This window comes from Comamonas sp. (assembly GCF_009360615.1).
In the GTDB taxonomy this organism is placed as follows: domain Bacteria; phylum Pseudomonadota; class Gammaproteobacteria; order Burkholderiales; family Burkholderiaceae_C; genus Comamonas.
Genome location: NZ_SPEY01000023.1, coordinates 260,094 through 276,307 on the forward strand (window position 1 = coordinate 260,094; position 16,214 = coordinate 276,307).

The following is a 16,214-nucleotide window of genomic DNA, read 5'->3' on the forward strand; positions in this document are numbered from 1 at the left end:
AGGCAACTAGTAAATGCTGGCAGTGACTTTGCCATCAATTACCGTTATCGGCTGGCCAACCCGAGAAACATTGAAGTAAAAGCGCTCTCCATCGTCTCCAACGATGAAGAATTCATGCTGTGCCGCGAGAAGTCCGTCTATTGCATCGGCGGTCTTAAAAGCGAGGCGGCCATTAACAATTTCAGCAGTACCGGGGCTTCTTTTCACATGCGATGGTTTCGTCAGTTCAACTTCTGTCAAGCTGGCAATGTGCTCATCCTTCGGTTCTCCCGCGCAAGCGGCCCGATAGAGTTCATATTTCATAGCGTCTCCCTCGAACGATAGTTAAAGCGTTGAATATAAGGCGCGGGACCCGCTCCCTAGCATGGCCCTCATCTTTATGAGGCAGACCATGGCAAAAAAGCGCATCCACATCATCAGTGCCGTCAATGCGGCCAACGTCAGCAAATCCGGCACCACCTACACCATTCGCGACGTCTGCGGCGCCGTGGATGACATCGTGATGAACCGCCGGCTGTACCCGGCAGATCAGCTGGCCGCCGGCGTCAAGAGCCTGAATGGCAAGCCTGCTCCCGCCGGGCACCCCAAGAACAGCAAGGGCCAGCACATCAGTGCCGCCAATGGTGAGGCATTGGCCACGGCCTGGATCGGTGCCTATTGCACCAATGCGCGGCATGAGGGCGGGCGCACCCTGACAGATATCGTCGTCAATGGCGACATGGCCCAGGCAACCGAGCAGGGCAAGAAGCTGGTTGTGCGCCTGGATGCAGCCATCGCGGGCACCAATGCCGATCCCATTCACGTCAGCACTGGCCTGAACCTGATCGAGGTCGTGGCGAACGGTGAGAGCCACGGCAAGAAATACAGCTCTATCGCCACCAACCTGCATTACGACCACCTTGCGATCCTGCTGGATGAGCCGGGCGCCGGCACGCCGGAGGAGGGTGTGGGCATGTTCCTCAACAGCGAAGGCGGCGAGGACGAGATCGAGACCATCAAGGTCAACCAGGACCCCGAAGACCGGCGCTATGAGGGCGCCATTGGCTGGCTGCGCAGTTTCTTCACCAACAAGGACATCAGCTTCGACCAGATCTATGACGGCCTGCGCGTGGGGCTTCCTCAGAACTCATGGATCCGCGAGGTGTTTGCCTCCTATGCGGTCTGGTCGGACGAGGCCGGAAAGCTGTGGCGCCAGGACTATCACGTCGCGGAAAGTGGCTCCGTAGCATGGGTCGGACAGCCTGTTGAAGTCGTTCGGCAGGTTTCTTATGAACCGATCACGAACCATCAGGAGGTCGACATCGTGAAAGAGCAAATCATCGCCGCACTCAATGCTGCAGGCATCAAGACCGAGGGGCTGAACGATACCCAGGTCCTCGCTGCCTACAACTCGCTGGTGAACAAGCCGCTGGAAGAAAAGCTGACTGCAGCCAATTCGCGCATTGCTGATCTGGAGACCGCCCAGGCCGCTGTCGTGAATGCCGAGCGTGATGCCCTTGCCACCGAACTGGCCGTCAACAGCTCCCTGACCGTCGATGACTTCAAGCTGATGCCGCTGGAACGCTTGAAGGAGCTCAAGGCCAAGGCCGCGCCCGTGAGCGTTGGCAACAAGCAGACCCAGACGCAGCCCGGCGACGAGTTCAAGGGCTACTCCATCAACAGCCTGATTGAAGAAGGAGCCAAGTAAGCCATGGCCAAAGCCAACCTCATTTATCGCGGCCCTCATGACCGCCATCCGCGCACAGTCTCTGACAAGCCTGTGGCGGCAGCTCTGTTGCCGGGCACCTTTGTCACCGAAGGCGCCGCCAGTTTGGCCCAGGCCGCAGCACCAGGCCCCATGGTGCGCTTGCTGGCACACCGTGACTTCTACGCCCAGGCCGGCAGCTGGTTCAACGGCAGCGATCCGCTCAAGACGGCTTATGCCGCCAACGAGACCGGCGTGGCCTACATCCTGGAGCCTGGCCAGCAGTATCAGGCTGCTGTGGCCGCAGGCAACTACACCTTCGGTCAGCCGTTGACGGTCGGGGCCGCTGGCCGCCTGACTGCCGCCGCTGCCGGCAACCTGGTGGTGGCCTTCGCTTCGGCCGCCGTCACCGGTGCCGCCGCCGGCGACCTGGTGGACATCGAGATCGCCAACTTCTACAACATGGCCTGACCGGTCAAGACTCAATAGGGAGAATCACATGCTTCGTTTGACCGAAGAACAAAGCGCAGCCATCAACGGCAACCGTGCGGCGTTCAACATGCGCCAGACGGCCATGGCCGCAAACTCGGCCTTTGCCGATGGCTTTGGCGACACGATGACCGGCAATGCCGCCCAGGTGCCCCTGGACGCATGGCGCCGCATCGATAGCCGCTCCGTGCAGCTGCAGCGCGACATCCTGGTGATGTTCAACCGCTTGGCCCAGGCCAACTCCACGCCCGTGGCCATGGCTGATCTGGTGTCCTACTTCCCCAAGATCTCCGACTCGGGCGAGGTGCACGTCACCATGGACGGTCGCAGCGAAGGCCGCGCCGATCAGGCCCTGGTGCAGTACGAGGGCACGCCTCTGCCTATCTTCGACAGCCAGGCCCGCTTCGGTTGGCGTCAGATGGAGGTGATGCGCCGTGGCCCCTCGGGCATCGACACGGCCACCATTTCCAACCATCAGCGCAAGGTCTCCGAGAAGCTGGAAGACGTGGTGCTCAATGGCTATGGCTCCATCAATGTGGCCGGCTCGACCATCTACGGTCTGCGCAACTTCCCGCAGCGCGCGAGCGATATGCACGGCCTGGATCTGAAAGGCGCAACGGGCGCACAGTGGCTCAGCGTGATCGAGAAATTGGTGAATGCTCACCTGGGCGACAACGCCTATGGCCGCATCTCCATCTTCCTGAACTATAGCGATTACACCTACGCGGACATCAACGAGTTCACCGCCGGCTATCCCAAGACGATTCTGGCGCGCCTGCGCGAGGTCTCCCAGGTGGCCGAGATCGTGCCTGTGCCGCGCCTGGCTGCCAACGAGGTGATCAGCATCGCCAATATCAGCAACGGCGACTGGGGAACCATCCTGAACGGCATGCCCCTGGTCACCCGCCCCAAGGTGCGTCACAACCCCGAAGACGACTATGTTTTCGGCGTGCTGGCCGCGGCCGTGCCCCAGTTCCGCAGCGACTTTGAAGGCCGCTCGCAGATCGCCCACTTCACCAAGAGCTGATTGACCATGGCCCTCTACATCATCAAACACCTCAAGGCACCCTGGCCCAAAGGGGCCAAGGTAGGCGACATCATCGAATTCGATGTGCTCCCCGGCTGGGCAGCTGGCAAGTGTGAGCTGGGCGGCTCGCAGCCCACGGTCTTTGCCGATCAGGAGGTCTCGGGCGATGGCTCAGGCGCCGCGCTTGCGCCGGCCGACCCCGATGCGGCCAAGATCGCTGCGGCTATGGCAGACGCCGCCGAGCAGGACCGCCTCGAGCGCGCCCGCATCATGGCGGAGCAGAAGGCGACTCTGGAGGCCCAGGGGAAGACCATCGAAGGCCTCATCGCTGATGTCAAGGCCGGCCTGGCCGAAAGCCAGAAGCTGGAGCAGCAGCTGGCCGCCGCCAAGGCAGATCTGGAAGCTTCTCTGGCCCGTGAAGCAACATTGCAGGCGAACCTCACGGACGCGCAGAAGCTGAATGAAGCGGCTGCCGGCGAATTGGAGAAGGTGCGCGGGCAAGTTGCTGACCTGCAGGCGCAGCTCACTGCTGCGAAGTCCGAAGTGAAGGCAACCAAGAAATGATCACGAGCACGCAAGCGCAGCAGTACCTGGATTCAGCCCTGGGCGTGAGCGTGCCCGCATTTCTCTTGGAGGCCGCTGTAGCCCGTGTTGCCACAGCCGAGCAGGCCATGGTCGATGCGGGCTACGACGGACACACTCAAATCTTGATCCAGTGCATGGCCGTTGCACTGGTGGCAGCCGCTGGCGATCCGCGGCGCCTTTCCAGCCAAGGTTCCCCCTCAGGTGCATCGCGCGGCTTCAAATACAAGGATGGCGACCTCACAGCCTTGCGTCGTTCGCTTGCCACCATGGACAAGGCCGGCACAGTGGCGGATCTCGTCGGCCCAGACCCTGCGGCCTCAGCGTTCATGTTCGTGGTCAACGGCTGACCGCTCGCCGGGCGAATTGCGCTCCCTAGCATGGAGCGCATGTCTGCATCAGCTGCCTGGTCCTATACCGCTAAAGCCACTCATTGGGCGCTCCTTGGTCGTGACGACTGGAGCGGCCAGCTTTCCTTTGCTCCGCCTGTGCTCTTTGACTGCGACTACAAGTCGGAGGCGGTGCGCTCGTCCGACGCAGGAGGAACGTCTCCGGATACAGGCGTCGAGCTGGCGCTGCGCCAGGTCATCTACACCGAACACAGCACCGTCAAGCAAGGCGACTACGTCCTGATCGGTGAGAGCGCGCTGGCTGATCCCGTGGCGGCCGGCGCCGCTGAGGTTCGCACGGTGGTGCGTGATGCAGACACCTTCGACCGCGTCGCGGACGATTTCAGGATTCTCACGTAATGGCCAAGCCTCGTATCACCAGCAGGCTGCCGCAGTTCGTGGAGCAGGTCCAAGCCAAAGGTGCCCGTGGAATGACTCAGGCGCTCATCCTTGGTGCCTCAGAAGCTTCTGTCCTCACCCCCATTGACACCTCAACTCTGCTCAACAGCCAATACCGCAGGGTAGAGACTGAAGCGACCAAGGTAGTCGGCCGTGTCGGCTATACGGCTGTCTATGCCGAACCCGTGCACGACCCCGACAACGTGCAGCGCTTTCGTCGACCGTCTGCTGAAAAGGAATTCCTGGCTAAGGGATTTGAGCGAGCAGAGCCCAACATTCGTGCCGTGATTTCCGGAGCAATCAAGACATGACCGCCAGCGAATCCCTTCGGCAGCTCCTGCAACCGGTGCTTGTGGGCTGGCGCTTTCAGTTCGGGCGCTGGATCGATAGCGGCAAGTCGGACCGCTATGCCGTTCTCAAGCCCATGGGTGGGCCACTGGCGGGCCTGGTGCGGCAGCCCGCCTTCAGCCTGGTGCTGATCGGATCTGGCACTGACCCGGTCATGGCGCCCGAAAGCAAAGCCCAGGACGTGATCGAGAAGCTGCTCGATGAATCCGGCTCCCTAGTATTTGCACAACCAGGTGAGCCAGTCTACTGGGCTACCGACGATGGCCGGCCTGTGGCCGAAATCACCATCAATACCATCATCAACCGATAGAAGGAGATCGCCATGGGCGCTCACGTTGGACGCGACGTAAAGGTCGAATTTGCTCTCAAGGACGAGGCCACCGCACCGCAGGAGGCCGATTACAAGATCCTGGGCATGATGCGAGCCAAGAGCATCAACACCTCCTGGGATACGGCAGACACCACGGCTGACAAATCCCCAGACTTCACCAAGACTAGCCTGGTGACTTTCAAAAACGTCGAATTCTCTGGGGATGGTGTGAGTTACGACGATGAGGTCCATAACCAGGAAGAGATGGAGGCTCACGTGGTCAGCCCTCCCGTCTCGACAGGGAATCAGCCCAAAGTCTGGCTCAAGATCACCTATCCGAGCGGAAAGAAATACACCGGGCCTTTCATCGTTACCTCGTGGAGCAACGATAGCCCTCACTCGGCTGAAGCCACCTGGAGCATTGGTGCACAGAGCAACGGTGAGGTTGTGCTGACTCGTACTCCCGTTGGCCCCTGATGCTGATTGAGCACGGTTACTCCAGAGTCGTCACTGCCAACGGTCTGGAGTTCACATTCACACCGTCGTTCGCCCGGATCGCCCAACTCGGGCGCCCGGGCGAAATCGTTGATGCGTTCCGCGGCCTGTTCGGTGCTCGAGCACATCTGAACGCTCGTTATGTGCTCGCTGTGCTGTGCGAACAGGACGATGCAACAGCCCTGCTGGGGTGGCTTGATGAAGACGGTGAGCACGCTGGCAGCATGCCGGTGCTGGAGCAGATCAGCCTGGCGGCGCACCTGATGCGCCACGGCCTGGTGGGCACAGGTGGCAGCAAGGAGCAGAGCGCTAGGCCTGTGACGGAATTCAATGTCGCTGAGTACGTGGCCGCCGCCCGCGTTCACCTGGGCATGGGTACCGCAGACGCCGAAGCGCTGAGCATGAGCGAGTTTCAGGCCCTGTTTGAAATGAAGTACCCAGACGCAAAGAAGAAGAGGCGGGATGTGCCGACGAGAGAGGAGTATCGAGCAGCTATGGCAGCATTTCAAAAATGAAACTCCAATGCCTCACTTCCCATTGGATGACTGAAACGATGAGATACTAAATGTTTCAAACAGGAGGGGCATATGAAAAAACTACTGGCAATTATTTTTGTCGCGGCGCTGGCAGGCTGTGCAGCACCACCACCACTCAATTTCTCAGTGCCAGAAGTTGGTGTCAGCAAAACAAAAATTGATGCCGAGGTAAAAACTGTCACGGTCACACTTGCGCGCCCCGAAGAGGCCAAGGGTGAGATGCCAATGGGCATTGAAAGCGTAACAAACTTCTGGAAAGAGTCGCTGCAAGAAGCCATTGATCGTATGGCAATCTTCAAGGACGACTCCGCAAACAAGGTTAGCATTCAAGTCAAGATTTTGGCCTTCGAAACTCCTGGTGCTGGTGCTTCGATGACTTCTAAGTCGATTGCACGTTATGAAATTCTGAACCGCTCCAACGGTTCCATTATTTTTACGCAAGATATTTCGGCCGAAGGCACTGTTCCTTGGGATCATGCCTTCATGGGCATCACCAGAGCTCGTGAGTCCATTAATCGTGCTGCCCAGAACAATATCAAGCTGTTCTTGCAAGGATTAGAGACGGTGGACGTCAATAAGCCGATGTTCCCTGTAGCGTCCAAATGATCAGGTCAGCGATAGCCCTAGGTGCGTGTACTTTCCTGCTGCTGGGCTGTGCCAACAGGACGGACCCAAGTACTTATTCAGTTGGGTCCGTGGGTCAGGTGAATAGGAGCGTTGCAGGAAAGATCATCAGTTCCCGGGCCGTCAGAATTGACGGAAATACAGGCACTGGTGGCGCTGTTGGTGGGGTAACCGGTGCTGTTGCAGGATCCGGTATCGGTGGCAGCGGAAGAGCAAATGCAGTCGGCGCAATTGGTGGTGCTGTAGTCGGGGCAATCATTGGTGCAGCAATTGAACAAAGCGGCTCTCAACGTGAGGGCATGGAATATGTCATTGCGACTGAAAATGGCAGTTTGATGACAATTGCGCAACAAACAGATGTTCAGTTCTCTGAGGGCGACAAAGTGATCATCCTCTACGGTAGTCCATCACGTGTAATTCGCGATCCACGTTAAGAAGAGCCCCGTCACCGGGGCTTTTTTATTACTCCTCGCGTTTCCCTAGCATTCTCGGTGAACTCCGGGAGGTAGCGACTGTGGCTGAAAAGGTTGGGGAAATTTACTATGACGTGACGTTGGAGCTTGATCAGATGATCAAGGATCAGCGCCGTGCTCAGCAGAGTCTGGACAAGACGGCCGACAGCCTGCAGCGGCTCTCCCCGATCGCTGCCGCCGCGAAAGCTGCCCTCTCAGGTTTGGCGGTGATGAAGGTTATCGACATGGCCGACGAGTGGGGCCAGTACGCCAGCCGTATCAAGATGGCCACCAAGAGCACAGAGGAGTACACCTATGTGCAGGAGCGCATGCTTGCCTCCGCGAACGCTACCTTCCGGAAGATTCAAGAAACGCGCGAGAGCTTCATCCAGCTATCTCCAGTTCTCCGAGAAATGGGCCTATCGCTGAGCCAGTCGGTGGACGTTATTGACTCGTTTAGCGGCCTTCTTGTGGTCAATGCAGCTAGTGCTGACAAATCCAAGGGGGCAATGGAGGCACTGGCCAAGTCGCTTCAGAAGGGTGCGATCGATGCCGATGCTTGGATGAGCATCTACTCTACTGTCGACTCTGTGGTGGACGTCATTGCAGAGAGCAGCGGCAAGAGTGCAACGGAAATTCGCCGCATGGGCGCCGAGGGCAAACTTGGGATTGATGTTCTCGTGCAAGCCCTCTCGGATGGCTCTACCAAGATTGCTCAGCAAGTTAAAGAGATGCCAACCACGGTTAAGGATGCAATTCAATCCGTGACGAACGCTCTCTATGAGTATGTTGGTCGCACCAATGAGGCCAGCGGCATCACGGCCACCATATCTTCCGCAATACAGTCCTTGGGGGCGAACTTCAATGTCCTGGCAGACACTGCATTGATCGCCGTGGCGGCCGGCCTCACCCGCTATGTAGGTGGCATGGTTGCAGCAAGCGTTGCAACAGCAGCCAAGGCCGCGGTCGCAGTCCGAGCGGCGGCTGCTGAAGTGGCCCTTGCTCAGGCTCAGGTTGCGCAAACTGCGGCGTCACTCGCTCAGGCTCGCGCCTTCCAAGGTGTTGCAGTGACCCAAGCACAGGTGACAGCAGCGACAGTGGCACATGAGATTGCAACCAATCGGCTGACAGCCGCGCAGGCTGCTCAAGCTGCTACCAGCGCCGCGATGGGCGGAGCATTGCGTGGTCTGATCGCATTTTTAACTGGGCCTGCGGGCATTGCGATTGCCGCTGGAATCGCTGCCGCGAGCATCTTTGCATTTGGGGAAAATTCGTCGAAGGCTGTGCCGAAAGTGGACGAGTTAACGGCTTCGGTAGACAAGCTTACGGCTGCGCAGCTTGCTAATCAGCGCAACAAAGCTTCAGATGCTATCGGCGTACTCACCACAAGGGCGCGCGAGGCGAATTCAGCCGTCAAATCTTTGGAGCGAGATCAAGCTGCATTGAACAAGCAGTTCCAGGCTGGTCGGGGTGGTGTTGACGCCAAGGGTTTGGAAAACGTGAACCGTTCCCTGATCGAAGCAAGGGCAAACGCCGATGCAGCCACCAAAGAGCTGCAGGAAATGATCAATGCCGATTACAAATTGGCAGAAGCTCAGAAGCAGCGGGCGAATGTTCCTGCATCTAAGGCCAGGGTGACCCGCAGCGATCCTGAAGTCCAGAAGCGTCTGGCATCAATGCGTGATGAGTTGGAGCTTGCCAAACTTTCGGGAGCAGCAAAAGCGCGGCTGCAGGCCATTCAGAAGCTGGGGGCCAACGCTACTGCAGAGGAGCGTGCCGAGGCAGAGAAGCTGGCAACGACCATCTATGACCTCAATGAGGCCCAGAAAAAGCTCAGGGAAGGGGCGAACGGCGAGAAGTTCGATAGCAAGGGCTACTTGCTGGGCCTGAGCGTCGATGCTGCGACCAGCGATTGGGCCAAGATTGACGCGAAAGAGAAGGAAGAACTGAGCAAGCACAAGAAGCTGCTCGACGAACGCAAGCTGAGCCAGCAGAAGTATGAGGAGGGGGTGCTGCTGATCCAGCAGAAATACGGGCTAGAGCGCGAAAAGCTGCAAGATGGACTGAACCAGTTGATTGCCGATAAAGACGCTGCGGCCAAAGAAAAGGCCAAGCAAGCCACCGAAGACATGGAGCGGCAGGCCCAGGAACTGGGCAATGCGCTTAAAGAGTCTGTGATGACACCGCTGGAGCGTTTGAATGCGGAACTCGCCAAGTACGACAGCTTGCTGGCGTCCCTTGACATTTCGCAGGAGACATATGCCCGTGCGGTGAAGAAGGCGAACAAAGAATATCAGGACAGCCTGAACCAGATGGATCAGTTCACGGTCCGCTTTGCGCAGAACGTGCAGGACCAACTGGGCGATACCCTCTACAACAGTCTCACTGGCAATTTCAAAGACATCGGCACGGCCTGGGGCCAGATGCTGCTGAAGATGGGCAGCCAGGCCGTGGCAGCAAACCTGGCTCGATCATTGTTCGGTGGTGCAGTGGAAGGCGGCACCGGCTCTGGGATGTTTGGGTCGGCACTGAGCGCGATCGGTAGCTTCTTCGGCCTCAGCGGCAAACGTGAGAATGGTGGCGATGTGGGCGCCGGCAAGATGTACGAGGTCAACGAGCGCGGCGTGCCAGAACTGCTTACGGTCGGCAACAAGCAGCTGCTCATGATGGCCGGGCAGTCGGGCAGCGTCACGCCATTGGGTGGCATGGATGTGGCAACGGTGCCATCTCCAGAGGGGCGCGGAGGCTCCTGGGCGACACCAGTAATCAATATGAAGTTCATCAATGCACCATCACAGCCTGAAGTGAAGCAGAGTTCGTCGGGCAATGGTCAATTCGATATCGAAGTGATCTTCAAGCAGATCGAGAACAGGATTGGTGACGGAATTGCAAACGGTAATGGCGCGACTTTTCGTTCTTTGACGGGCGTGTCCGAATTTTTGTGTAAACGGTTCGGACTTCAATTGACGGAGATGCGGTCTCCGAACTGAATGGTAAAGCGGGTCAGCGCAGCCTTCCAATCCCGGATGGGCATGGTCCACTTCTGACTGATGTTGCGCAGGGCCAGATAGAACAGTTTGGTCAGCGCTTCGTCACTGGGGAACGAGCCCCGGTTCTTGGTCAGCTTCCTCAGGCTCATGTTGACCGACTCGATGGCGTTGGTGGTGTAGATGACCTTGCGGATTTCGGGTGGGTAGTCAAAGAACGGAATCAGCCGGCTCCAGTTCCTGCGCCAGGACTGGCCGATGGGTTGGTACTCGGCATCCCAGCGGGCCTCGAATTCACCGAGCATCAGCTCGGCCTCCTCGGCGGTGGTTGCCGTGTAGATGCGTCGCAGGTCGGCGGCCACTTCTTTGCGACGCTTCCACGAGACGTAGTTCAGGCTGTGGCGCACCATGTGCACGATGCACAGTTGCACCACCGCCTTGGGGAATACCGCCTCAATGGCGTCGGGGAAGCCTTTGAGCCCGTCGACGCAGGCGATGAAGATGTCCTGCACGCCCCGGTTGCGAAGTTCGGTGACGACCTGCAGCCAGAACTTGGCACCCTCGGTTTGCGCCAGCCACAGGCCCAGCACCTCCTTGTCACCCGTCATGGTGATGCCGATGGCCAAGTACACCGCCTTGACCCGCACAGCGCCCTCGCGCACCTTCACATGGATGCAGTCCAGATAGACGATGGGGTAGATTGCATCGAGCGGGCGGGCTTGCCAGGTCTTGACCTCATCGGCCACGGCGTCGGTCACCGAGGAAATCAGGCTGGGCGAGACCTCGGTGCCGTACATCTCCTCCAGGTGGGCCTGTATCTCGCGCACCGTCATGCCGCGGGCGTACAGCGAGATGATTTTGTCGTCGAAGCCGGCCCAGCGGGTCTGGTGCTTGGGGATGAGCTGGGGCTCGAAGCTGCCATGGCGGTCACGTGGCACCTCGATGGGCAACTCGCCGAAATCGCCCTTGAGGGTCTTCTTGCTCTTGCCATTGCGGGTGTTGCCAGTGGTGTTGGCTACCGCTTCGTTGCGTTCGTGGCCCAGATGCTCGGTCAGTTCGGCGTCTAGGGCTCGCTCCACCAGCAGCTTGGTCAACTGCTTGAGCAGGCCGTTCTCGCCGATGAGGTCTTCGGGCTTCTTGTAGTTGGCCAGCAGGCCAGACAGCAGTTCTTCGGGTACGTCGTGTTTCTTGGTGCTCATTGTGCTTACGGACAGGCCGGCTTGCGCCGGCGGTTGATTGTCCGTTTACACAAAATTCTGCACACCCTCGGCGAGCCTCGTAGCGGTAGCAGGCTTGACTGATCTGGAATGCTTTGCAAGCGGCTCGAATCGACACGCCGTGTTGCTGCACTGCTCTGTGAGCCATCTCGCAGGCGCGAGATGGCTTCACCACTTTTTTGCGAGAGCCTCCGAGACGATCTCAGCCTTGAGCTTCTCCTCGACATACATCTTGCGCAGGCGCCGGTTCTCTTCCTCCAGCTCCTTCATGCGTGCCATGAGCGACGCATCCATGCCGCAGAACTTGGCCCGCCACTTGTAGAACGTCGCCGAGCTAATGCCCAGTTCACGGCAGAGTTCGGGGACCACCAGGCCGGCTTCTGCTCGCTTAAGCGCGTCGATGATCTGGCTGTCGGTGAAACGTGATTTCTTCATGGTAGAGATTCTCCTGTGAGGGTCTCTACTTCTCAGCACGCTGGAATTGCGGGGGGATTACCAGATGGGTTCGACTACATCGAGCGGTTCTACAACCCGACGCATCGGCACTCGACGCTTGGGTACATCAGTCCGATAGCGTTCGAGGAAGCTCGAGAAGCTTAGGCTGGTGTCGACGAAACCGGCAGCAGCCCAAATCTCGACTGCGACTGTGACGACAACGGTACAAAAAAGGGCGTGCAACCAATAAGTCACACGCCCTCTTCATTTTTTAGACTCCTGCTCAATCATCAGCCATGTTTGCAAGGTTTGGGATTTTCAAACTGCCAATACCTCGATAGGGCTTGGCAGCCACAGCCTCGACACAGGGCTCATCGCCCATCAGGTCAGAGACATCTGAAGTTTGGGATTCAACGTTCGGCTTGTACGCCCAGACGGCACCAGCATTTTTCACCTTTTTCAAGAACATTGGCATATTTCTGCGATTGAAAACATAGGGCCAAAGCTCACGATACTTCTTTGAAAGCACTGGTGGCTTTGGCTGCACGAGCCAATCCATCGCCTTCAGTCGCTTGTGATATTTCCATGGAATAGAGATATCAATCCGCGTTTTCTCATAAATCTTCTTCTTCAGCTCATAACGCTGGTTTTTTGTCATCTCATCGAGAGTCGGCAATTTTTCAGAAGAATCACCCTCTTCGTTTTTGCAATTCTCCTTACCAGCATAGTAAGAAGTCAAGAATTTTTGAACATTCTCGTCTAGCTTGGCAAAGTCATAAGAACGATGCTTGTTGTGACGAAAATCCTCATCTAAACGTAACATTGAACGTAACTTTTGAAAGACATCAGCGATTACTTTTTCTGATTTTTTGGGATCTTTCCACTCCATAACGTTCATCATATCTGAATGGTTTTTCTTCAAATAAGCTTCTGTGATTTTTAGCTCGATACGCAAACCATATTTACTCACACTATAGATTTTCTTCTTAACCTCAGGATCTACAGAATCCGCACCATCATATAGCCCATACTTCTTTTTACCAGGATTATCCTGCCATTTTATATATGCAAGTAAAGATAGATGGTTGCGAACATCCAAGTAAACAGACCTACTTATATCTTCACCAACATGAGGTCTTTTAGTTGTAGGCAGGTAGTGATAGATTGAATTTATACGAAGCTCAAGTTCATCACGCATAGCCACTGCTTCCTCAACACTATTGAATTTAAGCAAGTAAGTAAGATCCAAGCTTTTAATAAAAGCATTCCTTAACTTTATGAGTTCAATATATTTCTCATGAACTCCAATATTTTTCAAATAGTCCTTCAAAAAAGTCATGGCAATCTTTGCAGATTCATACACCAAAATATGCAGAAATGCGTTATTACCGATAACGCACGCAGGAATATTGATACTCACAAAAAATCCAATTAAGTTTTCCTTAGCTTTATCTAAGCAAGGTGTAACCTCGAACTTAGCTTCCGTGACGCGCGACATTAAAGTAATCATTCGCCCTCCCGTAACTCCATCCCCAGAGAATGATGGCCAAAAATTACACTTAAAGAACTTTTCAGCCTTTTTGTAAGGCATTGGCTTTTTAAGAAAATACATTATCCCAGGTGAATCACACATTTCTTTTCACTCCATAAATTGATTTCTTAATGTTGGTTTACAGCTATACGATAGTTACTTCATTACTACCTTGATAAGCACCTTGCTAGGTAATGCCTACATTTAGTTATCTCTAAGCTCAAATAATGAATTTGCAAGCTGCTTTTCAACAAAAAAATCTAATCGATCGTCAAATTTCAGATTATTTAACAGGCATAAATTTCCTTTTTATGCCATGCAAATACACCTGACTTTTACAGCTATTCACATGCAAAAGTCAGGCAATCAATAAGCGTCATTTCATCTCCATCAGGTGCTTACGCAACGAGCCAACCTGCCAAGCAGTTATGCGCGTTGAGATCTTCACAGGGGCAGGGATATGACCGGCTTTAACGTGACGCCAAATGGTTGCGCGTGAGCACGCATACAGCCCTTGCACCACATCTATGCGGACATGGGCGGAATTGGGAAGCTGATCGAAGTCCAGCAAAGGATCAAGGCGTGGACGGGCAAGCTTGGTTGAGGCAGCTGCGCAGTCAGCGCCTGTAGCAAGGATAGGTTTTTGGCGATATGCCATAGCAAGCTCCTAGTGCTACGGACGACATGCAGGATGCAGTCGCCCAGCTACCAGGCTTTACAGATTTAGAAAATTTGCAGGCAAGGCAGGTGCTTGCTTTGCTGAACTGTTAGGTGTGAGGTACGATAGTTAGGTATGTGTTAGGCCATCTGTTAGGCACAGTGTTAGGTACCGATCTTCATAGCTCAACAAGATAAAAATATTCATCCAATAAAACCATGACAAAAATCTTTCAGCATGATATTCATCACTGGTCACTTGAAGAATTCATTCGATTAATCGTCATTAAAACTGAAATACCCATCCATGACGAACAGCTTAGAAAGCATATTCTTCATGAGATCAAAAAAAATAGAGTTACTGAAAATTTTTATCAGCCACCTGACGAAGTCGATACTTGTCTAGCAGAATCGGCTGAAAGAATCGTAGGAGTGCTATCCAATACCATAGCGCACATTTCATCAGAAATGAGTTTGCCTATTATTTTTTGGATGAGAATCGCATTGATTCTTCACAACCAATACCAAATCAATATTGATAGTGTTGTAGAGCATTACTCAAAGTGGCGTAATGACGAGGGTAAAAACCTACAATTGATTTATTCACCAAAAATAAGCAAAGGCAAACCGGAAAATATCCCTTTTGATCTCTTCCTAGTACAGACAGGTTATAAGAGGATTCCTCAAATTTTAAAAACTTCCGAGTGGCACCTTGAAGAAATTAAAGGAACAGTCGCAAAAAAGACAAAAAAAGCCAAAGACACATATTGCAATATTGGAAAACCGGCTCTCATCAAATTAAAAGAAATGATGAAAAATGCAGCCTCGAATATGCAAATAAAAAATCTTCTTCCATATCATGGACACGATAAAGGTAAACATTTATTTTATGGAAAAAGAGAAGATCTATACAATATATTAGTTGAAAAATACTCTTTAGACATCACTTACAAATCATATTGCCAAGCCTCATCTAAATTAGTTAACGTGACTCGGAAAAAATGCAATCTATCTTCTGCTCAGATTCAAATCATCAAACTTAGAAAAAAACCTTTAACACCATTAAAAGCGATACATGAAATTTAATCTCACAATCACTTACGTCAATCATTTCATGGCTATATTCTCAAAAATACACCTCTTTTCTTCAGCTGTAGTGATTTCAATTTATAAGAATTTTCAGACGATAAACTTATCCTTCAGGCTGAGAGATTTAAATAACTTACAAACAAAAAGGGACACAAAATGTGTCCCTTTTTTGCTGAAAAGTAGTCTTGAAAATTATTTTCTACTCAAATAGAAATCATAAATCAGGATTTTTCTAACTGCGATTAGTTGTTTCTGTAATTCAGGCAATGCCGTTTTTACGGTATCTCAGACCACATCTAGATTGATATCGAAATATCCATGGGCGATGCGATTGCGCATCCCGCGCATAGCTCTCCAAGGAACATTAGGATTCGCTGCTGCAAAATCACCATAGCCACCCATGACCTTGGTGGCTGCTTCGCCAAGAATGACGAGGCTCATGATGACCGCTTGCTGCGTCTTCTTGTCTGCCTCAAATTCGTCTCGGGTCATGCCCACAACAAAGCCACATGCATCTGCAGCCGCCTGCTGCATATGATCAATTTAATCAGGCAACCCGTTCATATTCATACAGGCCGGGCCTCCAAAAGGACTTGATCGCGGAATTTGGCGGGTAAATCGTAGGAGGTCAGCAAATCGACCTGAATACCAAGGATGCTCTCCAGTTCATCCTGCAAGCCCCCCAGATCAAAGAGCGTGGCACCCGGAAGAGCATCAACGATCAAATCCAAGTCGCTGCCTTCTTGATCGGTTCTATGCACGACGGAGCCAAATACACGCGGGTTTTCAGTGCGATAACGGCCCACTGCTGCGCGTACATCGCTACGCCTAATTTCAAGTGCTTGTGATGGTCGCATGGGAAGCTCCTTACTCTACTCAATTATGCGCAATGCGCCACAGGGACGAAACGGCTGGCGAGCACTACCAAACCTTAGCGCTAAAGAATGAAGCTGCGGCGGTGGC

The 16,214-nt window shown here is 54.2% G+C and carries 19 protein-coding genes and 2 pseudogenes; 14 read left to right on the forward strand and 7 right to left on the reverse strand.

The window, feature by feature from the left end:
- Positions 1-6 precede the first annotated feature (6 nt).
- The gene (locus tag E2583_RS08905) at positions 7-303 is read right to left on the reverse strand and encodes a hypothetical protein (protein ID WP_291594970.1); all 297 of its coding nucleotides are present in this window, start codon (positions 301-303) and stop codon (positions 7-9) included.
- An 88-nt stretch (positions 304-391) separates the two neighbouring features.
- On the opposite strand from E2583_RS08905, the gene E2583_RS08910 reads away from it, so the two are divergent.
- From E2583_RS08910 to E2583_RS08970, 13 genes are all read left to right on the forward strand, one after another.
- Positions 392-1,687, forward strand: a complete 1,296-nt coding sequence (locus E2583_RS08910; RefSeq protein WP_291594972.1) for a hypothetical protein — start codon at positions 392-394, stop codon at positions 1,685-1,687.
- A gap of 3 nt (positions 1,688-1,690) precedes the next feature.
- Positions 1,691-2,155, forward strand: a complete 465-nt coding sequence (locus E2583_RS08915; protein WP_003056733.1) for a hypothetical protein — start codon at positions 1,691-1,693, stop codon at positions 2,153-2,155.
- Between the two features lie 28 nt (positions 2,156-2,183).
- Positions 2,184-3,200: a major capsid protein gene (locus E2583_RS08920; RefSeq protein WP_291594974.1), complete on the forward strand. Its 1,017-nt coding sequence runs from the start codon at positions 2,184-2,186 to the stop codon at positions 3,198-3,200.
- A 6-nt stretch (positions 3,201-3,206) separates the two neighbouring features.
- The gene (locus tag E2583_RS08925; RefSeq protein WP_291594975.1) at positions 3,207-3,764 is read left to right on the forward strand and encodes a hypothetical protein; all 558 of its coding nucleotides are present in this window, start codon (positions 3,207-3,209) and stop codon (positions 3,762-3,764) included.
- The gene (locus E2583_RS08930; RefSeq protein ID WP_291594977.1) at positions 3,761-4,132 is read left to right on the forward strand and encodes a hypothetical protein; all 372 of its coding nucleotides are present in this window, start codon (positions 3,761-3,763) and stop codon (positions 4,130-4,132) included. The genes E2583_RS08925 and E2583_RS08930 overlap by 4 nt, the downstream gene beginning before the upstream one ends.
- A 39-nt stretch (positions 4,133-4,171) precedes the next feature.
- A complete protein-coding gene (locus E2583_RS08935) occupies positions 4,172-4,531 on the forward strand; it encodes a hypothetical protein (protein ID WP_291594979.1) in 360 nt (119 codons plus the stop codon).
- Positions 4,531-4,881: a hypothetical protein gene (locus E2583_RS08940; protein WP_050874226.1), complete on the forward strand. Its 351-nt coding sequence runs from the start codon at positions 4,531-4,533 to the stop codon at positions 4,879-4,881. The genes E2583_RS08935 and E2583_RS08940 overlap by 1 nt, the downstream gene beginning before the upstream one ends.
- Entirely contained in the window at positions 4,878-5,228 is a 351-nt protein-coding gene (locus tag E2583_RS08945) for a hypothetical protein (protein ID WP_291594981.1), read from the forward strand. The genes E2583_RS08940 and E2583_RS08945 overlap by 4 nt, the downstream gene beginning before the upstream one ends.
- Positions 5,229-5,240: 12 nt before the next feature.
- On the forward strand, positions 5,241-5,705 hold the full coding sequence (locus E2583_RS08950) for a phage tail tube protein (protein WP_291594983.1): 465 nt from the start codon (positions 5,241-5,243) through the stop codon (positions 5,703-5,705).
- On the forward strand, positions 5,705-6,238 hold the full coding sequence (locus E2583_RS08955) for a DUF6246 family protein (protein ID WP_291594985.1): 534 nt from the start codon (positions 5,705-5,707) through the stop codon (positions 6,236-6,238). The genes E2583_RS08950 and E2583_RS08955 overlap by 1 nt, the downstream gene beginning before the upstream one ends.
- Before the next feature lie 72 nt (positions 6,239-6,310).
- A complete protein-coding gene (locus tag E2583_RS08960; RefSeq protein ID WP_291594987.1) occupies positions 6,311-6,865 on the forward strand; it encodes a UDP-N-acetylglucosamine acyltransferase in 555 nt (184 codons plus the stop codon).
- 89 nt (positions 6,866-6,954) lie between these two features.
- On the forward strand, positions 6,955-7,317 hold the full coding sequence (locus E2583_RS08965; RefSeq protein ID WP_291594988.1) for a hypothetical protein: 363 nt from the start codon (positions 6,955-6,957) through the stop codon (positions 7,315-7,317).
- Between the two features lie 80 nt (positions 7,318-7,397).
- Positions 7,398-10,325, forward strand: a complete 2,928-nt coding sequence (locus E2583_RS08970; RefSeq protein ID WP_291594989.1) for a tape measure protein — start codon at positions 7,398-7,400, stop codon at positions 10,323-10,325.
- On the opposite strand, the gene E2583_RS08975 is transcribed toward E2583_RS08970, so the two are convergent.
- The 4 genes and pseudogenes from E2583_RS08975 to E2583_RS08990 all read right to left on the reverse strand — a co-directional run bounded on the left by E2583_RS08975 (position 10,295) and on the right by E2583_RS08990 (position 14,163).
- Entirely contained in the window at positions 10,295-11,521 is a 1,227-nt protein-coding gene (locus E2583_RS08975; RefSeq protein WP_034390491.1) for an IS256 family transposase, read from the reverse strand. The two genes, E2583_RS08970 and E2583_RS08975, sit on opposite strands and share 31 nt — an antisense overlap.
- 76 nt (positions 11,522-11,597) lie before the next feature.
- Positions 11,598-11,974, reverse strand: a pseudogene (locus tag E2583_RS08980) (transposase); the annotation flags it as partial.
- 283 nt (positions 11,975-12,257) lie between these two features.
- Positions 12,258-13,607: a hypothetical protein gene (locus tag E2583_RS08985; protein WP_291594996.1), complete on the reverse strand. Its 1,350-nt coding sequence runs from the start codon at positions 13,605-13,607 to the stop codon at positions 12,258-12,260.
- A 274-nt stretch (positions 13,608-13,881) separates the two neighbouring features.
- Entirely contained in the window at positions 13,882-14,163 is a 282-nt protein-coding gene (locus E2583_RS08990; RefSeq protein WP_291594998.1) for an AlpA family transcriptional regulator, read from the reverse strand.
- Positions 14,164-14,381: 218 nt separating this feature from the next.
- On the opposite strand from E2583_RS08990, the gene E2583_RS08995 reads away from it, so the two are divergent.
- A complete protein-coding gene (locus tag E2583_RS08995) occupies positions 14,382-15,248 on the forward strand; it encodes a hypothetical protein (protein ID WP_291595000.1) in 867 nt (288 codons plus the stop codon).
- 291 nt (positions 15,249-15,539) lie between these two features.
- Here the strand turns inward: E2583_RS08995 and E2583_RS09000 are convergent.
- A pseudogene (locus tag E2583_RS09000) lies at positions 15,540-15,785 on the reverse strand (DUF86 domain-containing protein); the annotation flags it as partial.
- 32 nt (positions 15,786-15,817) lie between these two features.
- Positions 15,818-16,108, reverse strand: a complete 291-nt coding sequence (locus E2583_RS09005) for a nucleotidyltransferase family protein (protein ID WP_291595001.1) — start codon at positions 16,106-16,108, stop codon at positions 15,818-15,820.
- Between the last annotated feature and the right edge of the window lie 106 nt (positions 16,109-16,214).